This window comes from Psychromonas sp. KJ10-5, assembly GCF_055808325.1.
In genome coordinates this window covers 1,878,350-1,903,182 of record NZ_CM147864.1, presented here as the reverse complement: position 1 = coordinate 1,903,182, position 24,833 = coordinate 1,878,350, and the positions used below count along the sequence as shown (strand labels likewise).

General features: G+C 38.2%; 20 protein-coding genes and 1 tRNA gene. 3 read left to right on the top strand and 18 right to left on the bottom strand.

All coding sequences use genetic code 11. The features are described 5' to 3' along the window. Nucleotides 1-11: 11 nt before the first annotated feature. Entirely contained in the window at nt 12-488 is a 477-nt protein-coding gene (locus AC0L3W_RS08455; RefSeq protein ID WP_290039840.1) for an RrF2 family transcriptional regulator, read from the bottom strand. A 116-nt stretch (nt 489-604) separates the two neighbouring features. Here AC0L3W_RS08455 and hmpA point away from each other — a divergent pair, with 116 nt between their 5' ends. Continuing rightward, nucleotides 605-1,789 carry an NO-inducible flavohemoprotein gene (hmpA, locus tag AC0L3W_RS08450; protein ID WP_409439192.1) on the top strand — a complete coding sequence of 395 codons (1,185 nt, stop codon included), beginning with the start codon at nt 605-607 and terminating at the stop codon, nt 1,787-1,789. 132 nt (nt 1,790-1,921) lie between these two features. Here the strand turns inward: hmpA and AC0L3W_RS08445 are convergent, their stop codons facing one another. Together AC0L3W_RS08445 and AC0L3W_RS08440 are read right to left on the bottom strand one after the other, a co-directional pair. Further along, nucleotides 1,922-3,556 (bottom strand): response regulator, encoded by a 1,635-nt coding sequence (locus AC0L3W_RS08445; protein ID WP_290039838.1) that lies wholly within the window; start codon nt 3,554-3,556, stop codon nt 1,922-1,924. 181 nt (nt 3,557-3,737) lie between these two features. Further along, nucleotides 3,738-3,821 (bottom strand) — tRNA-Tyr (locus tag AC0L3W_RS08440). Between the two features lie 135 nt (nt 3,822-3,956). On the opposite strand from AC0L3W_RS08440, the gene AC0L3W_RS08435 reads away from it, so the two are divergent. Together AC0L3W_RS08435 and AC0L3W_RS08430 are read left to right on the top strand one after the other, a co-directional pair. Beyond that, nucleotides 3,957-4,511 carry a VC2046/SO_2500 family protein gene (locus AC0L3W_RS08435; RefSeq protein ID WP_290039837.1) on the top strand — a complete coding sequence of 185 codons (555 nt, stop codon included), beginning with the start codon at nt 3,957-3,959 and terminating at the stop codon, nt 4,509-4,511. 246 nt (nt 4,512-4,757) lie between these two features. Then, on the top strand, nt 4,758-5,342 hold the full coding sequence (locus AC0L3W_RS08430) for a DUF3332 family protein (RefSeq protein ID WP_290039836.1): 585 nt from the start codon (nt 4,758-4,760) through the stop codon (nt 5,340-5,342). Between the two features lie 103 nt (nt 5,343-5,445). On the opposite strand, the gene purU is transcribed toward AC0L3W_RS08430, so the two are convergent. The 15 genes from purU to nrdA all read right to left on the bottom strand — a co-directional run bounded on the left by purU (nt 5,446) and on the right by nrdA (nt 24,656). Beyond that, nucleotides 5,446-6,285 (bottom strand): formyltetrahydrofolate deformylase, encoded by an 840-nt coding sequence (purU, locus tag AC0L3W_RS08425; protein WP_290039835.1) that lies wholly within the window; start codon nt 6,283-6,285, stop codon nt 5,446-5,448. A gap of 60 nt (nt 6,286-6,345) precedes the next feature. Then, nucleotides 6,346-6,804 (bottom strand): YchJ family protein, encoded by a 459-nt coding sequence (locus AC0L3W_RS08420; RefSeq protein ID WP_409439193.1) that lies wholly within the window; start codon nt 6,802-6,804, stop codon nt 6,346-6,348. Between the two features lie 62 nt (nt 6,805-6,866). Next, entirely contained in the window at nt 6,867-8,537 is a 1,671-nt protein-coding gene (gene asnB / locus AC0L3W_RS08415) for an asparagine synthase B (protein ID WP_290039833.1), read from the bottom strand. A 207-nt stretch (nt 8,538-8,744) separates the two neighbouring features. Beyond that, entirely contained in the window at nt 8,745-10,361 is a 1,617-nt protein-coding gene (locus AC0L3W_RS08410; protein ID WP_290039832.1) for a cation:proton antiporter domain-containing protein, read from the bottom strand. Nucleotides 10,362-10,594: 233 nt separating this feature from the next. After that, nucleotides 10,595-12,235, bottom strand: coding sequence for an SEL1-like repeat protein (locus tag AC0L3W_RS08405; RefSeq protein ID WP_409439194.1), 1,641 nt, complete (start codon nt 12,233-12,235; stop codon nt 10,595-10,597). Between the two features lie 185 nt (nt 12,236-12,420). Then, the gene (gene yfaE / locus AC0L3W_RS08400; protein WP_290039830.1) at nt 12,421-12,675 is read right to left on the bottom strand and encodes a class I ribonucleotide reductase maintenance protein YfaE; all 255 of its coding nucleotides are present in this window, start codon (nt 12,673-12,675) and stop codon (nt 12,421-12,423) included. A gap of 14 nt (nt 12,676-12,689) precedes the next feature. Further along, nucleotides 12,690-13,835, bottom strand: a complete 1,146-nt coding sequence (gene nrdB / locus AC0L3W_RS08395) for a class Ia ribonucleoside-diphosphate reductase subunit beta (protein WP_290039829.1) — start codon at nt 13,833-13,835, stop codon at nt 12,690-12,692. Nucleotides 13,836-13,923: 88 nt separating this feature from the next. Then, complete coding sequence (locus AC0L3W_RS08390) at nt 13,924-14,733, bottom strand: sterol desaturase family protein (protein ID WP_409439195.1); 810 nt, start codon at nt 14,731-14,733, stop codon at nt 13,924-13,926. Nucleotides 14,734-14,735: 2 nt separating this feature from the next. Continuing rightward, nucleotides 14,736-15,368, bottom strand: coding sequence for a CDP-alcohol phosphatidyltransferase family protein (locus AC0L3W_RS08385; protein ID WP_290039827.1), 633 nt, complete (start codon nt 15,366-15,368; stop codon nt 14,736-14,738). Between the two features lie 20 nt (nt 15,369-15,388). Beyond that, nucleotides 15,389-16,039, bottom strand: coding sequence for an ATP-binding cassette domain-containing protein (locus AC0L3W_RS08380; RefSeq protein ID WP_290039826.1), 651 nt, complete (start codon nt 16,037-16,039; stop codon nt 15,389-15,391). An 8-nt stretch (nt 16,040-16,047) separates the two neighbouring features. Beyond that, a complete protein-coding gene (locus AC0L3W_RS08375; RefSeq protein WP_409439196.1) occupies nt 16,048-17,754 on the bottom strand; it encodes an ABC transporter permease in 1,707 nt (568 codons plus the stop codon). Then, complete coding sequence (locus tag AC0L3W_RS08370) at nt 17,754-19,034, bottom strand: ABC transporter substrate-binding protein (RefSeq protein WP_290039824.1); 1,281 nt, start codon at nt 19,032-19,034, stop codon at nt 17,754-17,756. Before AC0L3W_RS08370 ends, AC0L3W_RS08375 begins: the two co-directional genes overlap by 1 nt. Beyond that, nucleotides 19,021-19,869 carry a DUF547 domain-containing protein gene (locus AC0L3W_RS08365; RefSeq protein WP_290039823.1) on the bottom strand — a complete coding sequence of 283 codons (849 nt, stop codon included), beginning with the start codon at nt 19,867-19,869 and terminating at the stop codon, nt 19,021-19,023. Before AC0L3W_RS08365 ends, AC0L3W_RS08370 begins: the two co-directional genes overlap by 14 nt. Further along, complete coding sequence (locus tag AC0L3W_RS08360) at nt 19,869-22,022, bottom strand: FAD-dependent oxidoreductase (protein ID WP_290039822.1); 2,154 nt, start codon at nt 22,020-22,022, stop codon at nt 19,869-19,871. The genes AC0L3W_RS08365 and AC0L3W_RS08360 overlap by 1 nt, the downstream gene beginning before the upstream one ends. A 363-nt stretch (nt 22,023-22,385) precedes the next feature. Then, nucleotides 22,386-24,656: a class 1a ribonucleoside-diphosphate reductase subunit alpha gene (gene nrdA, locus AC0L3W_RS08355; protein WP_290039821.1), complete on the bottom strand. Its 2,271-nt coding sequence runs from the start codon at nt 24,654-24,656 to the stop codon at nt 22,386-22,388. Nucleotides 24,657-24,833: the final 177 nt, after the last annotated feature.

Below are 24,833 nucleotides of genomic sequence, written 5' to 3'. Positions count from 1 at the left end.
GTAATAGCGACTTATGCAAGTTCGATTGCTACCTTCCAAACATCATCGCTTTTAGCGATACAGATATCCGCTAAACTATGCTTTCTTAACTCGTCTAGAAAAGCCTGCATTGCTTTGTGGAAGATAGGTTTGACCAAACAAACACTGTTTAAGCGACAAGGTGGATCTTGGCAGTTAACTGGTGACAAGGTGCTTTCCATCACTTCAATAACATTCCCTAAATTTATCTGATCTGCTGGTTTAGCTAGTTTTATCCCGCCACTTTTTCCCCGCACCGTTTGAATAAACCCGGCTTTTCCTAAGTGATGAATAACCTTAGTAAGATGATTAAACGAAATCCCAAATAGCTCAGCAATGTCAGTTGCTTTAACTAATGGAGCCTGATCAACTTGTGTATTTAAATAAATTAATACACGGATTGCATAATCTGTATGTTTAGTGAGTTGCAATAGATAACCTTTTAACGTCGTGTGATTCTGTTGTTTCATTTCATGTTAATGATTGAGTTTTAATTATGCATTTTAATTGCATCTTTTAAAATAAGTATTTAATATGCATCTTAATTTTAAATCAGTATTTTAAATGCAACTTAATGGGGTAGCACATGTTAACAGATAATGAAATTGCAATAATTAAAGCGAGCACACCTGCTTTGGCTGAATATGGCGAGCAGATCACTGGACGCTTTTATCAAATCTTACTGGCTAAAAACCCTGAATTAAAAAATATCTTTAACATGACCAATCAGCAGTCTGGCAATCAAAAGCATGCATTAGCGATGGCAGTTTATGCCTTTTCAAAATATGTTGATAACTTGTCAGTGATCTTAGGTGATGTAGAGCGTATTGCTCAAAAACATGCCAGTTTAGGCATTAAAGCAGAACATTACCCGTTGGTGGGAAGCGCGCTGTTAGAAGCTATTGAAGAGGTGTTAAACCCCGGAGAGGAGGTGATTGCTGCTTGGGCAAGTGGTTATGGTGTATTAGCGAATGTGTTTATTGAAAGAGAAAAAGCACTGTATAAAGAAAATGCTGATAAAACAGGTGGTTGGTCAGGTACTCGTGATTTCATTATTGTAAAAATGCAGCAAGAAACACCTTTGATTACTTCTTTCTATTTACAACCGAGCGACCAGGGGCCTATTGCCGAATACATGGCGGGTCAGTATATTAGCATTCACTTACACCCACAGGGACAAGATTACCAACAGATAAGACAATATAGTTTATCTGGTGCCTTCGATGAAAAAGGGTACCGTATCTCTGTGAAAAAAGAGCTGAATGCGCAAGGGGAAGGGCTTGTTTCTAACTATCTACACAGTCAATTTAAGGTGGGTGATACAGTAAAAGTAACACCACCATGTGGTGAGTTTGTGTTACAACAAACGGATAATCCTGCGGTACTGATCAGTGGTGGCGTAGGCATCACACCGATGCAAGCAATGTTAGAAACCTTAACTAAGCAAACTAATCCTCGTGAAGTACATTTTATTCATGGTGCTCAAGATCGCCAACATCATGCTTTTAAAAATGAACTTGATGTACTTGTAGAGCAACAAAAAGTAAATGCACATTGCTTTTACCAACAAGCTGACCTGACCGCACAAGGTGAACATCATGGCTTAATTGATTTGCAGAAAATACACTCGCTATTACCGTCAGGTGCAGAATATTATATTTGTGGCCCGCTAATCATGATGAAAGCTGTCTATCAACAATTAAAAGACTTGAAGATTAGCGATGATAAAATTCATTATGAAGTGTTTGGCCCTAACAAAAGCTTAGTTTAAGGGCTGCACATGCCGGTTAACCACTCTTTTTAAGAGTATCGAACGTGTCAAACAGCTTGTGGTGTTATCGCTAACCTGTTTATGTATAACGGTTTACTATCAATCATATGACTTGCATAAGATGGTTAACCGTTAAATCGTACCTTTAATCTTTTTAAGTTCATGACGTAGTGCTTGTAAACGCTCAGAGTGGATTTCAGGCAAATGGGTATTGTTTAATAATGCGGTAGTGTTTTGAAATTTCATGATCAAATCACCTTTGTTTTTAGGATTTTGTTGCAGCATATGAATAAATACTTGTGAACGATTCAAAATAGCACCCGAATTTAAAGGCTCTAACAGTAAAGCTTGATCAAAGCGCTCTAGAGCCTCTTCATATTGACCATTAGTAAAATATTCGATACCAGCCTTGTTATGCCCTTTAAAATTATCCATTCGTCGTTGTAAAGCCTGACCAGTATGTTTCTTAATATTAATTTTTGTTGTTGGATCAATGATATGGCGTTGATCTAATTCAGCAAGTAGTGGTGTTGCTTCTTCAAATTCGCCAATATCTAGTAAAGATAATGAACTTTCAATCAAAAAGGTGGTGTCGAAGTCGGCAACGGCACTGGTTGTATTTTTTAAGGTATTAAAAATACGACGTTTGGCTTTAAGTGGCTCATTTAACGTAAATAATACGTTGGCTTGGTATATTTCATCAAAACCATTAAAGTTGAAATCTTTATTTTTACCTTCTTCAAAGCGGCTTTGATATAAGGTCGAAGAGACACGCTTTAAGATGTGCCTGCGCTCATTCAAGTCAGTCTCTTGCTTAGCTAGATTAAGAATACTGCGCAAGTAGTTAGCAAGATGACAAGGGTCTGGATAAAAAGAGTTACGACTTAAGAATAAAATGGATGAGTAACTATTAACCATCACTAAATATTCTTCCATCTCATTAGCTAATAAAGCCACTTCTTGATGACGTTCAATACTGTGATGAGTGGCGTTCGCTGCTTGAGTTAAAATAGTTAATGCATTGTTTAGTTGACCATCTTGCTTATATGAACGTGCTAACCAGCGGTAAGCTTCCATCTGTAAAGGTGAGCTTTCAATCAAGCGTGTTAATACTTCTATCGACTCTTTATACTTTTTCTGTAAAAACAGAGATCTACCTAGGCTAATACACGGCCTAACCAGCGGCCTTAATTCAATTAATGGTTTTAAAATACGGTCTGCATTGGCAAACTCTTTTGTTTCAATATAGATTTCAGCTAATAAGTTCTTGCACAAATTACGGTTTTCCGAAGAGGCTTGAATCTTATCTTTACAAAGGGAGATAGCTAATGGGTAATCTTGATCTGAAATCGCTTTATAGATATCTTGCAACATTGACTTTCGTTGCGTAGCAGCGGTTAACCGGGTACTTAATTGCACAGGAGAAAAGGGCTTCATTAGGTAATCATCGGGTGATTTTTCCATAGCCGTTAACACCATGCGCTTATTACTATCGCCTGTGATAATAAAGCAAATTGCGTGGTCTGGGATTAACTTATTTTGCTTTAGATAATCTAAAAGTTGTACGCCATTCTTACCTGCACCTAAATTGTAATCAAACAAGTAAATATCGAATTTAATGAGACTAGCCACTTTGACTGCTTGATCTGTTGTTTCAACAAAGGTCATATCTTTAGCACCTTGGTTGATTAGCATGGTCTTCATCATTACATGGAATGGCTTTTGATCATCTACTATTAATATTTTTTTATTATTATAACGATACATAATTAATACCAATCTAATTTACAATCTTCTTTGCTGATAATACCAAGTACATTAATGGATAAAAATAAGTAAAGGAGTGTAGGCGGTATTTGTCAAGATATAGCCCTTTTTACATTATGTTTTAATAATTTAAAAGGAATTAGAAGCAAAAACGGCGTGTCTGCATAGAATGAAGGTGAAATGGTGGAGGGAGGTGGATTCGAACCACCGAAGCTTTCGCGACAGATTTACAATCTGTTCCCTTTGGCCACTCGGGAACCCCTCCGTTATTTCGAGGAGCATAATATCAGAAAATAATTACATGTGAAGATTAAATTCAAAAAAACATTAAATAAAATCAGCTTGTTGCCGATAAAAATAGGAGTGGACATAAAAAATCAGTAGGAGCTCATATTTCAGTATGAATATTGAACAACTTAAACAGCAAGCGGTAATTAATGAATGGCAGTTAGGACAACAGTTAAATACTGCTGTACATGCTGGCACCCGCGATAAGTTTAATTTGTTACTGAGTTTCTTATCTGATGATGCTCGTGATTTTGCACAGTTTGATGTGAAAACTAATCCTGAACAGGTGGCTCAACAGCAAGACTTACGCACTTATTTTGAATTGCCAGCAAGTCAGCCATTGTTGAACACTGGGCCATCGAGCAAATTATTGGCAGAATTAAATACAGATCTGCATCAAGGAAAGTTAGCTGATATTCGCCTTAAACAGTTATTAAGTAATGAAGCGCTATTATCGAGAAATAAATTGGACGTTTTACCTGTTGATATCATTGATAATTTACCGTTACATAAAAAGTTACGAGTCAATGCTGCAAAGGAGTTTGACATGGCCGGAGTGGAAACTGAAAGCCAATATTTATCAGGTATCGGTACAAGCCTATTAGATGAATATAAAAACTTAGATTTAGACAATAATCCTTTAAAAGTAACCCGTCCCAGATATTGATATGAGTAATACTTTATGACGATTTTACGCTTTGCCTATTAATTAATAGTGGGTTATTGAGTAAAGTGATGGAAGGACCTGACAAAACGTCCTTGGTTGAACTTCACTTATTGTGTGCTGTCATAATGGCAACTTAACTAACATTACGCTGATACAACCCACTGTTTTTTGTATTGCAGAAGAGAATCAAAAAGTGGGGTAACGGGGATTAGTTTTGTTTTTATATATCAAAATAGGAAAATATTTATGGGAAACAAAATGCCTAAAAGTGCTGTGAAAAAAGTAGCCATGTTAACTGCTGTTGTGTCGTTAACGTCAGCTTTATCTGCTTGTGTTGGTAGTAATGCCGTTACTGATAAAGTCATGCAGTTTAACTTAGAGGTAGTTGATAACCGCTACGCTCGTGGTGGCGTTAATATCTTATTATTACCTGTTTATGCATTAACATTAGCAGTTGATGTCGTTGTCTTTAACTCTTTAGAGTTCTGGACTGGAAAGAATCCACTGAACGGTAGCCCACATATTTTCGACTCTGAGGTGAAAACTCAATATCAAATAAATGAAGGGTTAGATCCGTCTCTAAGAAAAGCACCGTTAAAACCATTAACCAATAAAACAGATAATGAAAAATCAGTTTACTCAGTACAAGTAAATCCAGTAAATGAAAATACTATTGATTACGATATTGTTTACACTAATGGTGAAAAAGCAGTATTGCGTGGGGAAAAAGTAGGGGAGAAGGTAACTTTCTCATTAAACGGGGAAGTGGTTACAACCGCGTCAATGAATGAACTATCTGCATATATGGCTGAACAACAACCTCAATCTTAATTAATCTAGGTTGTTCTATTACTTAGTTTTATTGATAACCGAACATTAAAAAAAACCTTAACAATCGTTAAGGTTTTTTTATAGGTTAATGATTTAACCTTAATTATTTAAAGACTACGGTACGGTTAGCGTAAACAAAGACTTTATCGTCTAATACTTGCTGTAATGCTCGACTTAAAACTGATTTTTCAACATCTCGTCCTGCTTTTGCAAGTTGCTCTGCATTATATGCATGGTCAATGTGTGCCACATCTTGTGTAATGATTGGCCCTTCATCTAAGTCGTTATTAACAAAGTGCGCCGTTGCACCAATTATTTTCACACCACGGTCAAAAGCTTGTTGGTATGGTTTTGCACCAATAAACGCTGGTAAGAATGAGTGGTGAATATTAATTAAACGGTTTGCATAAGTTTCAACGAATTTAGGCGTTAAAATACGCATGTATTTGGCTAAAATAACGTAGTCAGGAGTATAAGGTGCAATAGTTTCTAATACTTTCTCTTCATGCTCTTCACGTGTTAACCCTTCATGACTTACCGTGTGGTATGGAATGTTAAATTTAGTGACTAAATCTTCTAATACATCATAATTACCAATAACCGCTGCAATCTCAACATCGATGCCACCATAGGTGCTTTTCATTAAAATATCGCCGATACAGTGCGCTTCTTTCGTCACTAGAATAACGATACGTTTACGTTGTGTTGAATTGATCAATGCACGTGATGAACCTGCCGGCAGGCTATAATCTAAGTCTGCTAATAACGTTTCATCATTGAAAAAACCTTCAATTTCCGTACGCATAAAAAAGCGATTATATTGATGGTCAACAAACTCATTATTTTTAACGATATTTAGTTGGTGTTTTTGGCAGATATTAGTAATTTGTGCAATCAAACCCTTTGAGTCAGGGCAAGTTGTTAATAGTGTTTTCTTTTGCATTATTTTCTCTATTGATTAAAGCATGTTGTGTAGATCTGTATTCACTTAATGATGAAACGTTTAACCACAACACTTCTTATATTTTTTACCGCTACCACAGGGGCAACTATCATTGCGCTGTATCTTACCTGATTTTTGTTCAGGATAAAAAGTTCCGTCACAATAAAACCACTGTCCTTGCTGTTTTACAAAGTTTGAGTGTTCATGGTGGCAAAGTAGTTGCCCTTCTAAATGGTACCAGGCTTTAAATTCTACAAACCCTTTATCGCTTCCTGTCTCAGTACTGACGATTTCAAGGTTTTTCCAATCCAGTGATTGCTCAGATAATTGTGCAACGGTTAAGTCACCGCGATAGTCAGGGTGATAAGTAGAAAATAAGTATTCTCCAAGTTGTAAACAAAATGCGCTGTAACGAGAACGCATTAGTTGTTTACAGGTCTTTGCCCTTTGTTGGCCTTCATGTAGCGGCTGACAACAATCTTGATAGGTTTGACCACTTTTACATAAACATCTATTCATTTTCTTTGTCCCATAAAAAAAGCGCTCATTGAGCGCTTTAATGGTTTCAGTTTAAGCTGAAATTATTTTTGCGCGTAAGCATCGTTATGGATGCCAGCAGCACGACCTGAAGGGTCTGCATTGTTTTGGAAACTTTCATCCCAAGCTAATGCTTCAACTGTAGAACAAGCTACAGATTTACCGTGTGGTACACATTCTGCAGCACTGTCTAGTGGGAAGTGCTCTTCAAAGATACTGCGGTAGAAGTAAGCTTCTTTTGTATCCGGTGTATTGATTGGGAACTTGAACTCAGCTGTTGCTAGTTGTTGATCCGTCACTAATGTTTCAACGTGCTCTTTTAGTGTATCAATCCAGTTGTAACCAACACCATCAGAGAATTGCTCTTTTTGACGCCATAATACTTCAGGTAATAATTGACCATCAAACGCTTCACGTAGAATGTTCTTTTCGATGCGGCCATCTTTGATCATTTTAAGTTCAGGGTTAGTACGCATTGCTACGTCCATGAACTCTTTATCTAAGAATGGTACACGCGCTTCAACACCCCAAGCTGACATTGATTTGTTAGCACGTAAACAGTCAAACATATGCAGTTTGCTTAGTTTACGGTTTAACTCTTCATGGAATTCTTGAGAGTTTGGTGCTTTATGGAAGTATAAGTAACCACCGAAGATCTCATCAGCACCTTCACCAGATAGTACCATTTTAATGCCCATCGCCTTAATTTTACGTGCCATTAAGTACATAGGCGTTGATGCACGAATAGTCGTTACATCATAAGTTTCTAGGTGGTAGATAACTTCTTTCAGCGCATCAATACCGTTTTGTACAGTAAAGATAATAGGGTGGTGAACCGTACCTAATTCGTCAGCTACTTTTTGTGCAGCTGCTAAGTCTGGTGAACCTTCTAGGCCAACAGAGAAAGAGTGCAGTTGTGGCCACCATGCGCCGCTTTGGTCATTATCTTCAACACGTTGCTTAGCAAATTTTTGTGTAATAGCAGAGATAACTGAAGAATCTAAACCACCAGATAGTAATACACCGTAAGGTACATCACACATTAGTTGGCGTTTAACCGCTTCTTCTAATGCTTGGCCGATTTCAGCAGCGCTGCCGCCGTTATCTTTAACCGCGTCATATTCCATCCAATCACGAACGTAATATTTAGTTAATTCACCTACTTCACTGTCTAAGTAATGCCCTGGTGGGAACTCAGATACTTTTGCACAGATAGGCGTTAACGCTTTCATTTCTGATGCTACGTAGTAGTTACCGTGCTCATCCCAACCTTGATATAGTGGAATGATACCCATGTGGTCACGACCAATTAGGTACTTGTCTTTTTCTTGATCATATAAACAGAAAGCAAAGATCCCGTTTAGGTCATCTAGGAAAGCATTACCTTTCTCTTCGTATAAACCAAGGATAACTTCACAGTCAGACTTAGTTTTAAACTGGTAACCACAAGTTAGTTCAGCTGCTAGTTCTTGGTGATTGTAGATTTCGCCATTAACAGCAAGGATGTGTGTATTATTTTGATTGTATAAAGGCTGTGCACCATTATTCACGTCAACGATAGAAAGACGTTCATGAACAAGGATCGCTTTATCAGAAGAATAAACGCCAGACCAGTCTGGGCCGCGATGACGAAGCAGTTTTGACATTTCAATTGCTTGTTGACGCAATGCGATAGGATCGCTTTTAATGTCGAGCACACCAAAAATAGAACACATAGGGTTACCTTTTATATTGTAAACGAATAATAAGGTTATTCGTTACTTCTTGAATTACTTTTAAGCATTAGTTTATTAACTAAAATGCTTCGTGATCAAACTAGATCAACATACTGAGAGAGTTGATTTTTGCAGAATAAACATCAAAAGTCACACGAAATCAGTACAATTTACTAACAAAAAACATCGATAGCCTGATATTTCTTACTATAAGTCCAATTTGTGTGGACTTTTTTCTAAAATTGTCTGGAAATCGGTCCAAACATGACGCGCAAATCCTGCACCAGCTTCTTCATACATATTAAACACTAAATTAACGCCTAAGGCATTTAGTTCTTCTTCATCGGTTTTATAATGTGCCAGTGCAGCTACTTTAAAACTACAGTTTTCAATATTGTTTAACTGCTCTGCCGCATAACGGTTACCATTGTGGTCTGGCATGGCTAAGAGAATCAGTTTAATTTTGTCTGTAAGCTGTAATTTATTCCAAAAGTCTGAATCTAATGCATCGCCGGTAATAACTCGTCGTCCTGCTTCACGATGTTGTAAGGTAGTGAGGTGGTTATAATCAATACCCATTACTTTTTCACCGTAAGTGGTTTTTAGCGCATCGTATGCACCTACGCCGATTCGGCCCATTCCCATGACTAAAATTTGTGCATCGCCAACGCGTACTGGGCGATCATCTAAATGTAAACGTGTTGCTTGATAGCGTTTTAAGGCTAAACGATAACGGTCATAAATAGCATCTGCATACTTATTTAATAAAGCGGCGATAATAAAGCTAAGCGATACGGCAATCGCAGTAATAATTAACCAATCTCGACTTAACCAGCCTTTGTAAGTCGCTAAAGAAGCAACGATTAATCCAAATTCACTGTAATTCGCTAAGCTAAAAGCCGCAAATAGGGAGGTTCGAGAGCGTAATTTAAATTTACTGAGCGTTAAAAAGTACAGGACAATTTTGCCGGCTAATAACACAGATAGCACCAGTGCAATCATTAAGTGATCAAATTGCGGTAACCCTCCAAAACCTATGTTTAGGAAGAAACAGACGAGGAACAGTTCTTTTAGGTTAAATAGTGAACGAGCCATCTCTTTTGCACTTGGGTGTCCAGCTAATAACATACCAGCAATTAGCGCACCTAAATCGGCTTTCATACCAAGGCTTTCAAATAAACCTGCGCCAACGATCAAGGCTAATACGAAACCGTATAAGACCAGTAACTCACCGTGGCCTGCTTTATCTAATATTTTATACAGCAGCGGTCTAATTAACGGTAGCGCAAGTAAACCAATCGCCCAGATAGAAGGAACTTTTCCAACGGAAATAGTTAAAAATAAGACGGCAAAAATATCTTGCATGATCAAGATACCAATGGCGATTCGTCCATATAACGAGTTAGCTTCGCTTTTTTCTTCTAAAATCTTTACTGCAAATACAGTACTGGAAAAGCTCAGTGCAAAGCCGATAAGAACTAACCCATAGATGTCTAACTCAGCAAATAATGAAACACCTAACTGTTTAATAATAAACAAGATCGCCGTATAAAAGAGAATACTGGCGACAATATGAATGCTTGCACCTGCCCATACTTCAGATTTTAATAGAGTGCGGATATTCAATTTCAAACCGATTGAAAAGAGCAGTAAGGTTACCCCTAAGTTAGCTAAGGTAACTAATGCATCGGATGACTCAAAGCCCATGAAATTAAGTGTGAAACCTGCTAACAAAAAGCCTACCATTGGCGGTAAACCCGTTAAGTTAATGATCATGCCAAAACTAAAGGCCATGCCAATGAAGAGTAATATTGTGCTATCCATGAACTCACTTATTTATATAATTAGGGGATTGGTCTTGAAAACATTGCGCAGCATTATTTTATAGTATTACGCTGCTTTTTACCTGTTAATTTAGTCCGAGAGGGCTTCCTATATTTAGATGATTGATAGTATTTGACTGTGGTTAATGATGTCTGGTCTACGGTGCTTCGTCATTAATGGGAAGATAGGTTCATGAATGTATAAAAGACACCCATTACTTAACATTAAATTTATTAAAGGCTTTTAATCGAATATTCATTATGTGGTTCAGTAAGCAGCTCATATTCAACAAAAGTGGTTGTATCAGGCCAAAGTCTAAAGACATTCACCACTATATTGTCATCTAATATCCAATGAAAGCTGGCTTCTCCCTGTGACGTATCGCCTATTGAATGGCTCGGTTGCCCATATTTTTCGATGATTTGGTTTTTAACCTTATCTATTAATTCAGGTTTGTTTCTACCGATATAAGTATAAGTTGCTTTAGCAAAGTCATTTGTCTCAGTGTATTCCATGGTCAGCTCGCTAGTCCCTTTGATCACTGCACCGGTAAAATAGGTGTCTAATAACGATTGATCATCCTCCGAGATGACTTTAATGGATTGCTGTTTGATTTTTTTTCTTAATAAATTTCGGTTAGCACAGCTGATTAGTTCGTTGAACATTCGAGTGCTGGCTTCTTCTAAACAAAGGTCATGGTTAATTAGTCGCTGTAGTCGCTCTTTTGCCCATATTTGTGGTGACTTTTTATAAAGATCAATGGCTGCATCTTTGTCTTGATTGGTAAAAATACCCATCTCATAAAAGTAGGCTAATTTTGCGTGTGCTAAAGGGTAATTAAGCTCAGAAGCATATTGATAGTTTTTTACTGCCTTTTGTAAATTAGCTCTTATATTGTGGCGGTAATCTGTTGTGCCTTTTTCATAAATTTGGCCCAGTATGTAATAGGCTTCAGCATTGTCTCTTCTTGAAGCTTGCGTATACCAGTCAATAGCTCGCTGTATACTTTTTTCAGTGCCTTTGCCCAGTTCTGATAAACGTCCTAATTGGAATTGAGCGTTAGTATTACCTTGTAGTGCAGCGCGACGGTACCAACTAATGGCTTTTGCATTATCGATTTCACCACTGTCACCAGACTCAAAAATAGTGCCTAACTTAAATGCGGCCTGAGAGTAACCGTTGTTCGCAGATTTTGAATAGAGTTGTATCGCTTTAGAATAGTTTTGTTGTTTGCCTAGCCCATGTTCATACATATAGGCGAGTTGATATTGCGCTAGGGCATTATTTTGATCGGCTGCAGCTTGATACCATTGCACTGCTTTTTCATAATTTATCTCTAAGGCTTCACCTGATTGGTATATTTTACCAAGATCAATTTGTGCATTTATATGGCCTTGCTTAGCCGCTTTTTCATACCATAAAATACTTTTATCATTATCTTTGTAAGTACCAATACCATATTGGTAATAGTTACCCACTTGGAATTGTGAAATTGGATCGCCTTGTTCGGCAGCTAATAAGTAGTAACTTAAGGCTCTTTCGCTGTTTTGTTCTACACCCGCGCCTTTTTCGTATAGTGTTCCTAGTACATATTGTGCTGCTTCATATTCTTGTTGTGCCGATTTTTTGTACCAATACACGGCTTTCTTTAAGTCTTCTTGAACACCTTGTCCACTTTCATACATCCAACCAATTGTGTACTGTGCTGGAGCATCCCCTTTTTCTGCAAGTGGTAACCAAATTTCTACTGCTTTTTTATAGTTACCTGAATGCGCAGCTTCATAACCTTCAGAAAATCTTACTTGTGCCGCCGCTTGACCGGATAAAAAAGGCAAGGTAACAGTTAAAATAACTAAGGAAGAGAATATTTTCATAGTATAAACACTAGATTCCATGTGATAAAAATATGATGTAATTGATTATGCCATTAGATAACGATTAAAACATGTATATATTTCTTATATTTAAATATAAATTTATTTTATGAAGGTGATCTAGTTGGTATTTTTAAAATAATGAGTGATGAGAGTTTGACTTTATTGTCTAAAATTCATTCTATTTATGAAAGGGACTTGATTGTAATGTCTTTTTTACTTTTGCTGCAGCACAATAATACTTCGCCATCTTTCAGGTAAGCCATTGGGAAAGTGGTGTAGGAAACTTCGCCTGAGACAAGCTGTGATCGACAAGCACCACAGTGCCCATCTCGGCAATGAAACTCAACGGACACTGCCTGCTTTTCTAAATTCTCAAGCAGTGTCGCCTCTTCATCCAAAGTATATTGTTTATCATTATAAGTGAGTTTAGAGGACATATCGTTGGCTGTTCTTATAGTTCAAAGGTGCTTAAGTCTTCACTATCAACAGTACTGTTGATTTGACCTACTAAGTAAGAGCTGATTTCAGCTTCTTGCGGTGCTACTTGAACATTGTCACTGACTAACCAGTGGTTAATCCATGGAATTGGGTTGCTCTTAACTGTAAATGGTGCTTCATAGCCAATCGCTTGCATACGTTGATTTGCAATGTATTCAACATATTGGCATAGAATTTCTTCATTAAGACCAATCATTGAACCATCTTTAAATAGGTATTGTGCCCATTCTTTTTCTTGCTCTGCCGCTTTTAAGAAGATGTCACGACCTTCAGCAAAACATTCAATAGCGATTTCAGCCATTTCTGGATCATCTTTACCATCAGCCCAAAGGTTCAGCATTTGCTGTGTTGAGTTTAGGTGCAATGCTTCATCACGTGCAATTAGCTTGATAATTTTGGCATTGCCTTCTAATAAATCACGCTCTGCAAAGGCAAACGAACAAGCAAATGATACGTAAAAACGAATCGCTTCTAGTGCATTGATAGAACAAACACATAGATACAGTTTCTTTTTAATATCACGTAATGTTAATTTTTCTGTTTTACCATCAAGATTAACGTAAGCAACTTCATTTTGCTCTAAGCCGTGCAGTTGCATAAATTGCACTGCATGAATTAAACCATCGTAATAAAATGAGATATCAGTAGCACGCTTTTGAATTTCATCATTATTGACGATATCTTCAAACACTTCATTTGGGTCAGTAAATAGATTACGCAGAATATGCGTGTAACTACGACTGTGAATTGTTTCAGAGAAAGACCATGTTTCGATCCAAGTTTCTAATTCAGGTAACGAAACAATAGGCAGTAATGCCATGTTAGGACTACGACCTTGAATTGAATCTAAAAGCGTTTGGTACTTCAAATTTGAAATGAAGATATGTTGTTCGTGATCTGGTAAGTTTAAAAAATCAATGCGATCGCGGCTTACGTCAATCTCTTCTGGGCGCCAGAAGAACGATAACTGTTTTTCGATTAATTTTTCAAATACTTCAAATTTTTGTTGGTCATAACGAGCCACGTTAACCGGGTTACCAAAGAACATAGGTTCTTTCATTGCATCGTTGGAAAGGGTAGAGAAAGTTGTGTAAGCCATGTGACTCTCCGTGGTAAATTATTGTTGGGTATACTATACGGATGAGCCTGCATTTTCTATCACTTTAAAGAGAAAAATATTCGTTAGACTATTTCTTCCGCTTAAACGGCATGCTCAATAATCCCCATAAATGCGCATTGTCCTTCGCATCAGGAAACTCTGTAATACCAATATCAATCTCTAGGTCTGGTTTTGTGGCTTGCGCAGAATAGCTACCAAATAAACGATCCCACCAAATGACACTAAAACCAAAGTTTGAATTACTCTCCTTGAATAATTGACTGTGATGAATGCGATGTAAAATTTGGGTCATTAAAATCAGGCGGGTAACTGCTTCTACTTTGGCAGGTAAACGAATATTCGCGTGGTTAAACAGCGCAAAGCCATTGAGTAACACTTCAAATAAAATGACCGCAAAAGCAGGAATACCAAAGATAAAAATGGCAATCCCTTTAATCACTAAGCTGGCAATGATTTCTAAAGGATGAAAACGCAATCCAGTACTGCTGTCTACATGTGTGTCTGCGTGGTGCACTTTGTGTAGTTGCCATAATAAAGGGATTTTGTGGAATAGGCGGTGCTGCCAATAAATAAGCATATCCAAGAGTAATAAGCTTAAAGTAATCACTAACCACTCTGGGAGATCAACGAGGTTGAATAACCCTATATTTTGTTCAGTAAAAAATAAAGCTAAGCCCATTAAGCCTAATGGGAATATCAACCTTGCTGATAAACCAGATATAAATACGATGCCAAAGTTACCAGTTAAACGCATTTTTTGTGAAGGGGCTGACGGTTTAGTAGGTAACTGACGCGCAGGGAATAACCTTTCTACGGTAAACATCACCGCTAAAATAGTAATAAAAATAATTAGCCTGAGCTGAGCATCATCAACCATATTTATTCCTGATTACTTACTTGGTGCGACTTTAATGTTTTATAGCCACCATGAATCCTTGTAAACACTGTCATCGCACCCAGTAAAGCAAAGAGGTAAGCCAAGGCTGGGAAGTATTGTGGCCAAATACAAAATGCCACAAAAAAGGCGATAGTTTCAGTGCCTTCTGTTAATCCATTGATGAAATAGAAGCTTTTATTGGCAAATTGTGGTCTGTCTAGGTTGAGCTTTTCAGCGGGAATAGCAAAGGCTAAAAAAGTAGAACCAGTACCAATAAATACGGCTAGTAATACCGCAGCAGGCAGTGCGTTAAATTCTGGTTCAGCCATTGCAAATCCAACTGGGATTGCCGCATAAAATAAGAAATCCACACAGATATCTAAAAAACCGCCAGCACTGGTACTGTTGTTTTGATAACGTGCTAAGGCTCCATCTAACCCATCTAGAATACGGTTAATCACAATCATCACTAATGCAGCCGTCCACATTTTATTGGCCAGTAAGGGGACTGCTATGATGCCGATAAAGAAGCCAACTAAGGTTACTTGATCTGGTGTGACACCACGTTTGTCCAAGGTTTTTACCACTGGCATTAACAGTGGTTTGATAACTGGTGTGATAAATCTATCTAACATCGACTTCCCGTTTGCTACGATTAAATTAACTTGTCTAAGGTAATCACTTTACCCTGTGCTGCAATGGCATCGCTCTCATCATGTGTCACCATTACTGCGGGTAGACTATGACGTTGAATTTCATCAAACACAAGCTGACGTGTTTCTTGACGGAGTTGGCTATCCAGTTTACTAAAAGGTTCATCTAAAAGGATTGCTTTGGGCTTACTCAATAAAACTCGTAATAGTGCAACACGTGCTTGTTGGCCGCCCGACAAGCTTTGTGGGCAGCGTTTTTCCATGCCACTTAAGCCTACCTGTTTTAAAGCATCGCTGATCTCATCAAGCCTATCTTGTTTGTTACCTTTTGGCATTGCAAAGGCGATGTTGCCTTCCACTGTCAAATGAGGAAACAGCAATGGGTCTTGATATAAAAGTCCAATATGACGCTGGTGGCTAGATATTTGAGAAACATCAGCACCATTTAAGTAGAGTTTACCTGTTGCATCAAAGCTGCTTGGTAACATACCGACTAACCAATTCAGTAAAGTAGATTTACCGCTACCTGACGGTCCCATTATGGTCAGTACTTGTCCGCCAATAATTTCTTCGTCTAGCGATAAGAGTACTTTATCTTTCTGTTTTAATTGTAATTTTTCGATAACCAGTGACGGTATTGTTATTGATTTCATATACGTTCCTATACACGTGCACGTGAGAAAATTTTCGGTGTTAACCAAGCTAAAATAAAGAATAAAGCGGGCAGTAACATTTGCATTAATGCATAAACCGCACTGGTGCGTCGACTCGCCCCATTTGCTAATGTTACCGCTTCGGTAGTAATGGTATTAATTCGACCTGCACCAGCTAATAGCGTTGGTAAATATTGACTAAAGCTAATGGCTAACCCTAAGGCACTGGCGATCAAAATAGGCGATATTAATAAAGGTAATTTTAACTGCCAGAATATTTTAGAAGGAGAGGCTCCTAAACTGGCTGCCACCGAACTAAAGCGTGGATCCAATCGACGGTAACTATTGGCTAATGATAAAAATACATAAGGTAAAACAAACAGAAGATGAGCGAATACCACATTTAAATAGGTGTGTTGGCTATTTACTTGCTCAAACATCCACACCAGTCCAAATAAGAAAGCAATACTCGGGATCAACAAAGGCAGGTAGATAATTAACCCGCTGACAGCTGAAATGGTTTTATTGCTTTGCTGTTCAGACTCTAATGCTAACAGCGTTAATATAATGGCTAGTAGGGTACTGCTAAAGGCAATCACCAAGGTATTAAATAAAGGTGTTTGCATTTGTGTTAACGCAGATTGCCAATGCATCGTCATAAATTGATCGGGCAGCAGGTTTGGGTAAGACCAAAAACCTGCAAAAGACCAAAACACCATGCCTAGGAGAGCTAAAGCAATAGTGCTCACCATAATGAAGGTAATAACATCAGTAAAGCGTTTGATGATCATGCCGCCATGTTCGCGCGCTCCATTGGTTAACCAAGAGGCACTGCATTTCTTCACTAATAATTCAATTCCCCACCAAGTTAATAGCAGTGAAAGGGTCACAAGAATTTGCACGATAGCACCTGATGAAGCTTTGATACGTAAGCTTAAATCTACATCACTAAACCATTGCATAATCGCAACAGCCAATGTTGGTGGTGTGTTTGGCCCAAGGATTAATGGGATCTCTACACTCGCACTTGAATAAGCGAGTACGGCTAAAATCGGTAAACGCATGTAACTGTATAAACTAGGTAGGATGACTTTAAAGAAGCCTGTCATTGGGCAATAACCTAGGCTTGAAGCTACCTTGTGTTGTTGCTTGAGGACTTTACCTATTTCCGGTTGAGCGAGCACTCCCAATGCAATTAATAATAAAAATGGTAACTCTTTTAAGGCTAAGCCTAAAATGATACTTAAACCATAAGGGTCATGCGGAAATAACCAATCTGGTGGTGTATCCCAACCTGTTAACCATGGTGAGAAAAGGCGCGATAAAAAACCTGAAGGGGCAATTAAAAAACCAATAGCAATGGCGGCAGCAGCATGTGGGATAACTAAAATAGGGCCCAATAAACGTTGAATACGTTTTAACCATGGACTATTAAAATAACTGGCGAGTATTAACACCGTAATAAGGAAAGCTAATAGAGTACTAATTAAACTTGTACCGTAACTCAGTAGCAACATTCGCTCAATGCCAGGTGTTGCAAATAACTCTGTAAAACCAAATAAACCAAACTCAGTCGCGCCTAATGCAGGGAACCAACCAAACGCGGGTAATAACACACCTAATAATCCACCCAATACAGGAACAACTAGTAGGGCGATCATTACCATTGGGCTAGTGCGAACGGTGCGGGTAAAAAACGTGTTAGCAACAATCATTATTGTACTCCATAACGGGCAAGCCATTGCTTAGTGATCACCGCAGACCAGCTTGGGTGCAACTCACTTAATAGGCGTGTGTTATCAACATTAATGATATTTGCACTTAAGTGTCGCTTTTCGGTCATATCGAAGTAAGCATGTTGTGTTGGGGAAAGTTGCGATAAATCTAGCACACTACTATCTCCCCATACGGAAGTTTGCTGCTTTTTAGCCTGTGCTTTAGGACTAAGTAAGAAGTTCGCCACTAACTTAGCACTGTCTAAATGTGGTGAGTTATAGGGAATAGCAACAAAATGAATATTACTTAAACTTCCATCAAGCATACGATAGCTACGAGTGCTATCAGGTAGATCATAACGTGCAATAGCTGAAGGAATTTCTGCTGCTGAGAAAGTAAAGGAAACTTGCAGTTCGCCATCCCCACTTAAACGACGTAAGGCCAGCCCATTAGCAACGAAATGATGGCCTTGACGCCATAGGTTTGGATGTAGTTCATCTAAAAAATTCCATAGAGCAGGCAAGGTTTGCGCTTCACTTTCTGGAGTAGCCGCTTGGTAAAGTTTATCTTTAATATTATCGGGCTGATTCTCATTTAAAATAATTAAGGCATATTTTAAAAAGCTCATTCCTAAAAATTCAGGTGGTTTAGGGTAAGTAAATCGACCAGGGTGTTGTTTTGTCCAGCTTAGTAATTCTGCTAATGTTTGTGGAGGTTGTTCCACTTTTAGGCTGTCATAATAGAAGGTTAGGGCTGCTTGTCCCCAGGGAGCTTCCATTCCTTCGGTTGGTACACCAAAGTCACGCGTCATGGCTGGGTTGTTTTCTGGGTTAGTAAGAGCAAAATTAGGGAGTTTATCAGCCCAGTCTAAGGCTAATAATTTATGTTTGGCCATAGAAGCAAAGTTGGCTCCGTTGATCCAAACTAAATCAACTTGACCGTTACGGTGATTACTGGCTGATTTTTCAGCGAGCACCCGGCTTACCGCTTCACTGGTGTCGGTGAGTTTCACATGGTGTAGGTCAATGTCATATTGTTGCTTCACTTGCTTAGCAACCCATTGAATATAATTATTTATTTGCTGATCACCGCCCCAAGCATGAAAGTAGACACTCTGTTGAGTGCCTCGCATTTCAATATTTTCCCACATTGCCGCAGCATTAGACTGCGACTCCGAGGCAAATAAGGCTTGTTGGGGTATTAATAGAAGTAATAAATAACAAAGTGCTTTATAAAAGCCAGCAAAACTATGCTGGCAAATTTTATTAACGGATAGCATTAAGATTCCAATCATAATCTAAATATTTAACTTTAAACTTTTGATTTTTAAGTGTCGATTGTTGCTCTTCAGTTAATTGCAGTGCATCAACATATAAGTTTATAAAGCCCTGGATAGATTTCGTTCCTCGAAATCCCGTTTCAAAATCTTCGTCATACCATTTAAAAATAGATGACAGGTAGATATTGTTACCTTTAATGTAATTACGGCTTGAATCAGTTAAAAAACGCTCGGTTTGTTGGGTTAATTGTTGTTCCAACTTATCCGCCGTATAAGCCTCTTCACGTAGTGCTGGGCAACCAATACTTGCACAGTTTACTGCAAAGTGGATTCGTGGATCGTTGTAGCGACCACTACCACGAATGAGACCATGTTCAATATCATTTAGACTCACTGTTTTGCCTAACAATGGTACAAACTCTTTGTCCCATGGTGAGTTAAACAAACTACCTAAGTCTTTAATTGAATCTAAGTCAGGGTACTTCGTTAAGATAAATTCAACTGTCCATGCATTGTAAGCATTGATCAAAAAAGCTAATTGCTTCTCTTTTGACCATCCATCAAATTCTGTACGTGTTGTTTCAGCTAACGTATCTAAGTAAGTTTGTAATGTATCTTCTTGTTGCTTAAAGCCTGCATAATCAACTGCAGTACTATGGCCTTGGTTGACTGGCGTAATATGCTCTGCCAATAAATTTGTCCAAGTACTGTGTAAGTTGCCGCTGGTTTCAGCATAAGCTGTGCTGAGCATTGAACCACTTAATATTGCTGCTCCTAAGGTGAAGCGCACTAGGGCGCTTACCTTATTGGTTGTGTGTTGGATTGCTGATTTCATTAGCCGCGTCTCCATGTATGGTATTTCTCTAACCAATTTAGAACCGTTTGTGGCGCATGATTTCGCTTCCATTCACCAGCTGCGTACTTATTACCTTCAGCCCATGTTGGGTAACTGTGGATCGTGCCTAATATTTTGTTTAGACCTAAACCGTGTTTCATTGCTAATACAAACTCAGCAATTAAGTCTCCGGCATGTTCAGAAACAATCGTCACACCTAAGATCTTATCTTTACCTTTTGGTGTAATGACTTTGATGAAACCTTTGGTTGCGCTGTCTGTGATCGCTCGGTCTAGTTCTTCAAAATCAAAGCGAGTGATTTCGTAATCAATGCCTTTTTGTTTTGCTTCATCTTCATTAATACCAACACGTGCTACTTCTGGGTCGATAAAGGTAGTCCATGGAATTACTCGGTAATCCACTTTAAACTTCTTCAAGTTACCAAATAGACCATTCACTGCAGCGTACCAACCTTGATGGGCAGCGACATGTGTGAATTGGTAAGGACCAACAATATCACCAGCAGCAAAAATGTTAGGGTAAAGTGTTTCTAAGTACTCGTTGGTAACGATAGTACGGTTAGTTTCGATACCAAGTTCTTCTAAGCCGTAACCAGTTAAACGTGCACTACGACCTACAGCACATAATAATTGGTCATATTCAATTTCAATCTCTTCTTCGTTGTGTTTAACAATGATAAATTTCTTACCATCTTTTGTTTCACAACGTAATGCTTGATGCGAGGTTAAGATGTTTACGCCACTCTCTTTTAATGACTCGGTAGCGAATTCAGACACCTCAAGATCTTCTTTGATCATGATGCGCTCTGCCATCTCAATTTGTGTAACGTTCGAGCCTAAGCGAGCGAAGCTTTGTGCTAATTCAGAACCGATTGGACCACCGCCTAATACCACTAGTTTCTCTGGTGGTGTTTCTAATTTAGCGAACTCAGTCCATAACGTATCACTAGTAACATAACCTGTTTCTTCGATACCTGGTAGTGGTGGAACAAATGGGCGAGCTCCAGTTGCGATAACAATAGTACGAGTCGTTAATTTCTTTTTAGTACCATCTTCGTAGCTAATTTCTACTGTCCAAGGGTCAAGAATTTTTGCGTAACCTTTTTCTACTTCTACACCTAAATCAGTGTAACGTTCAACACTGTCATGCGGTGCAACGTCAGCAACAACTTGATGTACACGCTCCATTACTTTTTTGAATGAAAATTGCGGTGTTGTATCTTCTAAACCGTAATGGTGTGCATTTCTAATTTGCTCTGCAATTTTTGCGCTTTTGATGATGGCTTTACTTGGTACACAACCATAGTTTAGACAGTCACCACCCATTTCACCGGCTTCAACCAAAGTTACTTTAGCTTTAACAGCTGCTGCAATGTAACTTGTTACTAGACCGCCTGCGCCTGCACCAATAACAACCATGTTACGGTCAAACTTAGCTGGTTTAGTCCATTTTTTATAGACTTGACGTTTTTTAATCATATTAACAATACCTTTTGCAATAAGTGGGAATATACCGAGTAAAACAAATGAGATGATTAAACCAAAAGATAAGATACCTGACAGGCTATCGATTTTAGCTAGTTGCGTACCTGCATTCACGAAGATAAAGGTTCCAGCTAACATACCGATTTGGCTTACCCAGTAGAAAGTCCAAGATTTAAGTGCTGTCACACCCATTAATAGATTGATTAGGAAGAATGGGAAGATAGGTACTAAACGTAAAGTGAATAAGTAAAATGCACCTTCTTTTTTGATCCCTTCATCAATAGCTGATAAACGTTCTGGAAAACGTTGTTTCAGCGAATCACGTAATAAGTAGCGTGAAACTAAGAACGAACACAGCGCACCAATACTAGAAGCAAATGAAGCAATGATTAAGCCTTCAAATAAACCAAACAGTGCGCCTGCTGCTAAGGTCAAAATAGCGGCACCTGGCAATGCTAATGCAGTCACTAATACATATAAAATAAAGAAACCACCAATCACTAAAGCAGGTGATTGTTCACGTAATGAAGTGAACTGATCCATTGAACCTTTTAACCCTTCAAGGGTGAGCAATTGGTGTAGGTTGAAGTGGAAAAACAACCCTATTAATCCGATTGCTAGTATCAAGAGTACGATCTTTTTTAACATAGTTTATTAGCCTTTATATCAATGCGCATTAATGCTTTAAAAATGGTCCTTGCTAAGCATTAAAAGCGGGTTGTTGTCCGTTATTAGTATGTGTGAGCAATAATTTATGTCGTCATTATTTAAAGCTCCCATACCAAGACCCGAGAAGATTTAATTTAATTTCTTAATTATTTAAATAATTACAATTAATTTTTAAAAGCGGGTAATGAAGGGTGAATAATGCTTGTATTTAATTGTAGGTATATTTACTTTAGGAGAGATTATCAAATAAGCAAAAAATAAAAGATGTTTTCTAGCAAAAACAAAAAAGGATGCCTTGAGGCATCCTTTTGATTTATAGAATTATTATTAAATTTCTATATTTTATATTTTACAAGCGCCGCCCGCACAACCATCATCTTCGATGACTTTTTCATCATCTGCACCATCGCGTGTATTATGGTAGTACAGTGTTTTTAATCCCATCTTGTAAGCCATTAATAGGTCTTTAAGTAGAATCGTCATTGGTACTTTACCGTCATCAAAACGTTTTGGATCATAGTTTGTATTTGCTGAGATAGCTTGGTCAACAAACTTCTGCATGATACCTACTAGTTCTAAATAACCTTTATTATTTGGAATGCTCCATAATAATTCGTATTGATCTTTGTATTTATCAAATTCAGGTACAACCTGTTTCAAAATACCATCTTTACTCGCTTTAACACTAATAAAACCACGTGGAGGCTCAATACCGTTAGTTGCATTTGAAATTTGGCTTGATGTTTCAGAAGGCATCAAGGCAGATAAGGTTGAGTTACGTAAACCATCTTTAACGATGTCTGCGCGTAATTGCTCCCAATCTAAGTGGTAACCTTCGTCACAAATTGCATCTAACGATTTTTTGTAGTTATCTAACGGTAAAATACCTTGTGAGTAACGTGTTTCATGAAACTTCTCACAAGCACCACGTTCTTTAGCTAACTTGTTTGATGCTTTCAATAGGTAGTATTGAATTGCTTCAAATGCTCTATGCGTTAGGTTATTTGCACTACCGTCAGAGTATTTCACGCCGTTTTTCGCTAAGTAGTAAGCGTAGTTGATTACACCTATACCTAGAGTACGACGGCTCATGCTGCTTTTTTCAGCCGCAAGAATTGGGTAATCTTGGTAATCTAACAGGTTATCAAGTGCTCTTACTGCAAGCTCTGATAACTCTTCAATTTCATCTAATGACTCAATTGCCCCTAAGTTAATCGCAGATAAAGTACAAAGGGCGATTTCACCTTCTTCATCTTTAATATGCGTTAATGGTTTAGTTGGTAACGCAATCTCTAAACATAAGTTACTTTGGCGTACAGGTGCTACTTTACTGTCAAATGGACTGTGTGTATTACAGTGGTCAACATTCTGAATGTAAATACGGCCTGTACTTGCACGCTCTTGCATCAATAGAGAGAATAACTCTACCGCAGGAATTGAGCTCTTACGGATTGACTCATCAGCTTCATATAGGTGGTATAAACGCTCAAACTCATCTTGGTCTTCAAAGAAAGCATCGTATAACCCAGGTGTATCAGAAGGGCTGAATAGTGTGATCTCTTTTTTGTCGATTAAGCGTTGGTAGAATAAACGACCAAGTTGTACACCGTAATCAAGGTGACGAACACGGTTTGATTCAATACCACGGTTATTTTTCAATACCAGTAATGATTCAACTTCTAAGTGCCAAATCGGGTAGAAGACAGTTGCTGCACCACCACGAACGCCACCTTGTGAACAAGATTTAACAGCCGTTTGGAAGTGTTTGTAAAATGGAATACAACCCGTGTGGTAAGCTTCACCACCACGAATATTACTGCCCATCGCACGAATACGGCCCGCATTAATACCAATACCAGCACGTTGTGATACGTATTTAACAATGGCGCTAGACGTTGCATTGATAGAGTCTAGGCTATCGCCTGTCTCAATTAATACACATGAGCTGAATTGACGAGTCGGAGTACGCACACCAGACATGATCGGTGTCGGTAATGAAATCTTAAATAATGACGTCGCATCGTAAAAACGCTTAATATAATCTAAACGAGTTTCTTTATCGTAATCAGAGAATAAACATGCCGCTACCATTAGGTATAAGAACTGTGCACTTTCGTAGATTTCACCACTTACACGGTTCTGTACTAGGTATTTACCTTCCAGCTGTTTTACTGCTGCATAAGAGAAATTTAAATCACGAGAGTGATCAATAAATTGATCCATCTCTTCAAACTCTTGCTTAGTGTAATCTTCTAGTAAATGTTCATCATATTTACCTTTAGAAACCATCTTACTCACGTGTTCGAATACACTTGGTGGTGTAAAGCGTTGGTAAGCGCGTTTACGTAAGTGGAATACTGCTAGATGTGCAGCAAGATATTGGTAATCTGGCGACTCTTCAGAGATTAAATCAGCAGCGGCTTTAATGATCGTTTCATGGATATCGTCAGTACGAATACCATCATAAAATTGAATATGAGAGTTTAACTCTACCTGAGATACTGAAACGTTGTTTAAACCTTCTGCTGCCCATGTAATGACGCGATGGATTTTATCAAGGTCAATGGGTTCTTTTTTCCCATTACGCTTAGTGACAGACAGGTTTTTATTCATTTTTAGAGGCCTTTGCTTGATGTTAGTAGAGTAAAGATGTTAGCTATTTAGGCTGTCTTTACTCTAGTGTGTGTTGTTCAAATAAAACACAAGATGTAGTGTTGCTTTAAAAGAAGAGACACAAGATAAAGCTTTTTGAGAATTTTTCAAGGGATAAGTTTTGTTAAATTAGTGGAT